The following is a 212-nucleotide window of genomic DNA, read 5'->3' on the forward strand; positions in this document are numbered from 1 at the left end:
ATTTGGTAGAAATGATGGAGGAAAGAGGACTATCTTTAGCTCATACAACGATTATGCGATGGGTCCATCAATATGGGCCTGAATTAGATAAACGAATTCGACGTCATCTCAAACAAACGAATGACTCCTGGAGAATAGATGAGACGTACATAAAAGTAAAAGGGCAATGGATGTACCTATATCGTGCTGTTGATTCTGAAGGAAACACGATT

The 212-nt window shown here is 39.2% G+C and carries 1 protein-coding gene; it reads left to right on the forward strand.

Annotated features, from left to right (window positions below; all coding sequences use genetic code 11):
* The coding region (locus JDS99_RS31670; protein WP_199696559.1) for a DDE-type integrase/transposase/recombinase at positions 1–212 on the forward strand (212 nt) is incomplete at both ends.

Source organism: Bacillus cereus group sp. N6 (genome assembly GCF_016483705.1).
GTDB lineage: Bacteria > Bacillota > Bacilli > Bacillales > Bacillaceae_G > Bacillus_A > Bacillus_A wiedmannii.